The organism is Bradyrhizobium sp. LeoB3, assembly GCF_055456055.1.
On sequence record NZ_JBVBEF010000195.1, the window covers coordinates 1 to 5,855 of the forward strand.

The 5,855-nt window shown below is 59.9% G+C and carries 4 protein-coding genes and 2 pseudogenes; 1 reads left to right on the forward strand and 5 read right to left on the reverse strand.

The window, feature by feature from the left end:
- The 4 genes from ACZXDY_RS44300 to ACZXDY_RS44315 form a co-directional block, all read right to left on the reverse strand.
- On the reverse strand, positions 1-315 hold a 315-nt coding region (locus ACZXDY_RS44300), incomplete at its 3' end, for a hypothetical protein (protein ID WP_464349814.1).
- Positions 316-594: 279 nt separating this feature from the next.
- The gene (locus ACZXDY_RS44305; RefSeq protein WP_464349816.1) at positions 595-3,699 is read right to left on the reverse strand and encodes a DEAD/DEAH box helicase; all 3,105 of its coding nucleotides are present in this window, start codon (positions 3,697-3,699) and stop codon (positions 595-597) included.
- 342 nt (positions 3,700-4,041) lie between these two features.
- Complete coding sequence (locus ACZXDY_RS44310; RefSeq protein ID WP_464349815.1) at positions 4,042-4,425, reverse strand: hypothetical protein; 384 nt, start codon at positions 4,423-4,425, stop codon at positions 4,042-4,044.
- 249 nt (positions 4,426-4,674) lie between these two features.
- A complete protein-coding gene (locus ACZXDY_RS44315; protein ID WP_456646023.1) occupies positions 4,675-4,863 on the reverse strand; it encodes a hypothetical protein in 189 nt (62 codons plus the stop codon).
- A 225-nt stretch (positions 4,864-5,088) separates the two neighbouring features.
- On the opposite strand from ACZXDY_RS44315, the pseudogene ACZXDY_RS44320 reads away from it, so the two are divergent.
- A pseudogene (locus ACZXDY_RS44320) lies at positions 5,089-5,409 on the forward strand (GreA/GreB family elongation factor); the annotation flags it as partial.
- Between the two features lie 25 nt (positions 5,410-5,434).
- On the opposite strand, the pseudogene ACZXDY_RS44325 reads toward ACZXDY_RS44320, so the two are convergent.
- Positions 5,435-5,855: pseudogene (locus ACZXDY_RS44325) on the reverse strand (hypothetical protein); the annotation flags it as partial.

Sequence of the window (5,855 nt, forward strand, 5' to 3'; positions counted from 1 at the left end):
ACCATGGATTCTCGGCGCTCCCCACAGCGGGTTGACGATGCTCATCTCGCGGATCAGCCGGCGAATTTCCAACGGTGCAGTTGGTCGACCGCCGCGGTGCTGCGATTTCCAGCGCCAATACGCTCTGAAACCGGCACGGTGCCAACGGATGACGGTATCCGGCTTCACTATCGTCAGCGCCTTGATGGTATTTGGCACCAAACGATACAGCCCAACAAAAATCAGGCGATCCATGGCACTGAAGGCCACTCTCTTCGGCGCATGCCGTCGCTGGATGTTAAGTTGATGACGAAGGATCAGGATCTCGGCTTCCAACGAGACCCGCGACCGGAACAATATGACCAGCACGGACCAGACCAGGCTGTAAGCTTCTCTCATGAGACAGAAGCATTGCGCGATTCGGCCTCACATACCAGCCGGATTAGGTTTCCGACAGGGACAGCCGTCCGACCCACTGCCGCTAACGGTTGAAGTCGTTGTTCTCATCGCTTGCGGAACGCCTCCACGATGTGATCGTGCAGCGGTTTGACCAGATGGCCCTTCGGATCCCCGGTTCAGGCCGGACGTCCACTTTGGGCCAGTGGAATTCAGGCTTCACTCGTCCAGAAGGTCGAAGAACTCTTCCACCTTGCCAAACGGCCCGACGCGACGCTCGCTGGTGTGGACGACGCGGTCGCCGTCGCGCTGGAACGATCGCGCCCTCGACTTTCGTAGCCGTCCCGGCAGGAACGTCGCGGCTACCGCCTCCTGACCGACATCAAGTCTTACGATGCCGCGTCGCCTGCAGTCGATCCTGAGTCTTGCGGCAGCAAAGAAATCGCGCGCTGCCGGCGGCAGTTTGCCGAAGCGTCGCTGAGTCTCCTCCTCCAGGTCATCCACTTCGTCCTCACTTCGACACCTGGCCGCACGAGCGTAGATTTCTAGCCGGACCGGCTCCGATTGCACGAAGCTTGGCGGCAACATATCCGCGACCGGAAGATTGAGGTCGGGCACCCACAGGTCGGCGGCCCTGTCGTGGGCTTTCTCCGAGGCCAGTTTCAGAAGATGGCTGTAGAGCACGGGACCGAAGACCTGCACATGGCCCGACTGCCGCTCGGAAAGCAGATCCCCCGCTCCTCTGAGGTCCAGATCTCGAGCACTGATCGCAAAGCCCGCGCCTGGCCGATTGAACTCCTCCAGAACAGCCAACCGCTTTTCGGATCGCTCTGAGTTTGAATCGGTCAACAGATACGCAAACGCGCGTATGCCACTGCGTCCCACCCTACCCCTGAGTTGATGGAGTTGCGCGAGACCGAACCGCTCGGGCCAGCAGACCACGATCGTGTTCGCACGAGGGATATCGAGACCGCTTTCCACGATGTTGGTCGCCAGCAGAACGTCCGCGCGGCCTTCGACGAAACTCATCATCCGATCCTCAATTTCGTCGGCAGATAACCTGCCGTGGAGACAGACGATGCGAAGATCCGGGGCCATCGCTTGCACGCGTGCCAGCATCGGATCGAGATCCTGGATACGTGGACAAATCAAGAAGCTTTGCCCGTGACGTCTTTGTTCACGCGATAAGGCCGCTACGATGGCAGCGTCCGAAAGCGGAGCAATCTTTGTCACGACGGGAAGGCGATGAACGGGCGGAGACGCAATGACACTGAGATCCCTGAAGCCCGCGAGACCTGCCGCGAGCGTCCTCGGGATCGGCGTGGCGCTCATCCAAAGCGTATGGACACCCTTGGCCAGCTCTGAAAGCCTCGCCTTCTCTGCTGCGCCAAAATGCTGCTCCTCGTCGATGACGACCAGCCCAAGGTCGGCAAACTTCACGTCCTTCGAGGCGAGAGCCTGCGTTCCGACCACAACCTTCAGCCCCCCGCTCTTTAGCCCTTCTCTCGTCTGCCGTGTCTCCGGCGCTGATGTGGCCCGCGACAGGCCTCCCACCTCAATACCTAACGGAGCAAACCGCTTGCGAAACGTCGCGACATGCTGTCTTGCCAAAACAGTTGTCGGCACCGCGATTGCCACCTGTCTCCCCGACAGCACGACTGCGGCCGCCGCTCGCAAGGCCACCTCGGTCTTACCGAATCCGACGTCGCCGCAGATGACCCGGTCCATGGGGTGCCCCGACGCGAGATCATCGAGGACGTCCCGAATGGCTTTCGCCTGGTCGACCGTCGTGAAGTACGGAAAACGAGCGACGAACCTCTCATAAGCCGGGCCTGGTGCTGCGAGTTTCGCTGCCCGCCGCCGGCGACGCTGACTGATATGTCTCGCGAGTTGCTTGCCGGCGATTTGAATTTCCTGTTCCGCCTCGGTGCGCCGAGCCCACCATGTACTCCCGTCGGCTTTGTCCAGCGTCAGCTCGCCGAGCTCCGATGCGTAGGGCCAGATCAGGGTCAGGTCCGCCGGCGGAACGAGAACGGCATCATCTCCTGCAAATACGAGCCGGATCATTTCGTGCGACGATACGCCCTTCATCGCCACCGTCTGCAATCCATCGAGCAAGGCCAACCCTCGCTGCAGATGAACGACCACGGTCCCCGGCTCGGGCACATCTGCGCGGTCGAAGGCGGCATTCCAGGCCCTGGCCATGGGCTGCGGATGATGGGCCCTGCTCCCGAGCACATCGGAAGCCGTCACGACAACCAAGGGCTTCCGGCCAGCCTCGACAAATCCGACATCGAAGTCGGCCAGAATCGCGGATTCGCGATTGCGTCCGGCCGTCGCCTCGCTCCAGTTGGAAAAGCGCTCAGCCTTGACCCCACTCATCCGCTCCATGGCGCGCAGATCCTCCTCCTGCGCCGCCACGAACATGAGGCGCGAACCGGCGCGTCGTGTCTCGTCGACGAATGCTCGCAGAGCCTTTCTAGGTGAGGCGATCTTCGAGAAGTCCGGTGTGGGGATGAAAGCTGCCTTGCGGGACAGCACCTGCATGCGTTTGGTCGCCTGCTTCCATTCGCGCCTGCCAAGGTATTCGCGCTCCTTGTCCGTGCGACTGGCCGCCTCCTCGATCGTGCTCAACCAGCTCTCGGCGTGCGCCGGAATCATCGCATCGGCGATCCACTTGGCCCGGCCGCAATAGTCAATCAGAGTCGCACGCTTTCCGCGTTTGCTCCCGAGCGCAAGGCGCTCCGACATCGGATCAATAATGAGCTCCTTCGCTTCGAAAACAACCTCGTGCTGTGTCGGGTCGAAAGACGAAATCCGCCGTATCACCTGGCCAGCGTGCTCCACGCGGAATGGACCGAGTGCGCCGGCGGGAAATATCTCGAAAGTATTCCCGTGGAACAGTGCGCTGCCAGGATACTCCGCCTCATCATCGAGATCGTATCCGAGGACCTCAAGCCGCGACTGGAGGTCCTGTTCGGAGAATGTAGCGCCCACCGTCAGATGGAGACTTGAACGAGACCAAGTCGCCGGCGGCGGCAGACGTTCCATCACCGCCTCCGCCGTGGACACGAGCAGGATTGGCTTCTCCGGCGTGGCAAGGCGCCGCAAGACCGAGCTCCGTCTGCCGGCGATTTCGTGTGACGGCTCCAACTGATCGAACGGCAGCGTGTTCAGCCGCGGGAAAACAAACGCCTCGCACGAGGGCTCGAGATCATGAATGACGGCGCCTAGCCGCTCGGCCCTGTTCTCGTTCTCGGCGAGAAAGACAATACCGTGGCGGCCAGACTTTCTCCATTGCGCGAGCAGATGGAGAGCCATCATGCCGAGCGGGGACGCAGAAGAAATCGCAGTCCGCGCAGAGGTCTTTCGTTTCTTTGCGCGACTCACCGCGCGCACTTTGCTTGAACGCCCCACTTTGATCCTGTTGTTGGTTCGCAATCCGCTTCGGCCGATGGCGAGGAGTTTCAATAAGGTCGGCCCGAATGTTGGCAGCGCTGCCTCGGGCCGCTTGCACACTTGACGTTGGTCGCGGGCGCACATTTACGATGTCATCGATCGCTCGATCGCCGGCGTCAGCAGCAGGTTCTGAGAGCTCCGATGACGGGCCCCGAACGCACACGCGCCCTCTGCCGAGCCCGAAGTTCCTCTCCGATCGCTTCGCCGCTACGAGCCAAAACCGGCATGGCGATTCTTTGAGGACTCGTTCAGGAGGCCAGCAAGCCTGAGACCTTCCAGAATGCCTTCGAACCGCTGCTCCCGAATCATCGCTGCAAGCATTGAAACGGCATCCGTTTGATGAACGGTGAAGTCAACATCCGGCGATTGCCGGGACAAGACATCGATGAGCGTCGGCACATCAACCTCATGATGGCGCAAAACCGAGACGGCTTCCTCCGCGAGATAGTCAGCGATATCTCCGTTAGCGGGCGGATCAAACTCGAACTCGGCCTCCGCGCGCTCCTTGATCGATCGTCTTATCCGCTCACTTTGCTGCTTTGCCGCCATCGAGAACAGGAACACCGCGTCCGCGAGCTTTTCCCGCGGCATGCTTCTCAACTCAGCAATCCGGGCCTGGATGTCCCTGCCGGAACTCTTATTGCTCTCGTGCCCTTGCTGTACCTGCCGTGCACCATGTGCGCGAGATCTGCTCTTCCACCTTCGAAACATCACCATGCTCTCCGACGGACGATATATCGCGGCAAATTGGTTAGATGAAAGCGCAAATTTTGCCAGAGCTCGGCCAGAAGCCACCCACTTTCCGGGTCGGAGGTTCACTCCTACGCTAATGCAGATGCTTCAAAACGCGTCTATTTCGCGATCCGCCTTGGTTTGCGCATCGTAGATCTTGATTTGCAGCATCGGAAAGCGCCGCTTCAAATCCTTAGCCCCGCCCTCAACGCCGTCCCTCGTTGCGAATTCAGTCTTCACACGACCATCCACAAGGATGGCATAACGGTTGTAGGGAGATCTCGGGTTGATTTCCACATATTCGACCCCGTTATGGAAATTGGAGCTTCGCCTGTCTTAGGCCCCTTAGTGCTTAGGGTGAGTCTCGCAGGCTAGACAAGACCCAAACGACCGTGACTACCCGACGACGTCGTCTAACGGCTGCGACGACGCCCCGTGGGCTGCTTCCCGAACAAAACGCTCACCGACAGATGTCAGACGTGTTCCGTTTCGCGTCCGCTCGAGGAGAGGAAACCCAATCCGGCGCTCCAAGACGTCAACGAGCGCCGACGTCCTCTCCGCCATCACCCTGGGCGACGCGCGCTACTTCTCCGAACGACGCCGAACGGCCCGACTGGTTCCAGCCCCAGTTTCCACCGACATCGTTGCATTCGGTGGCATCGTTACTTTCTCTCGAGTCGATGGACGCGTGCAGAAATTTCGCATTGTTGGGAAGACGAGCCAGACCCTAAGGCGGGCTCGGTTTCTTTCGCATCGCCGGTTGCAAAGTCAGTACTCGGTAAAGCCGTGGGAGATGTCGTGGGATCTGGCAATCAGCAGCTCGAGATCGTCGCGATCGCGTGAGGCCGCCCTGATGGTTTGCAGGCGCTCACGAATTACGAAAACAGACGTTACTAATGAAATCGGCTGCTGGCCGACTTGAGCTTGCATGCGGTACGCGACCGTGTTGCTCCGAGCGGCTGCGTAACGACTCTGGCTCTCTTTCTTGCAGTATCTTCTCATCAATGGTTGCTACGGTCTTTACATGACCGCTCATTTCCCGAATTGAACCCTCGGCAACTAACCGGCGCAAATTCGCCGCCTGCCGAACGAGATTACTCCCTCCCGAAACATTGACACCCCGCTGACACCGCAGCGCGTTCAGTTCAGTTTGCTCATGCTGGTTGTTGCAAGATTTTCTTTGATCTCTCGGTGCACACATCGTGCACACGGCGCCCGGCGCCGCCATGGTTGCGGCGACGACGTTCGGATCCTCGCTCTCCTTGGCCGCCCCCTGATGAAAGAGATTG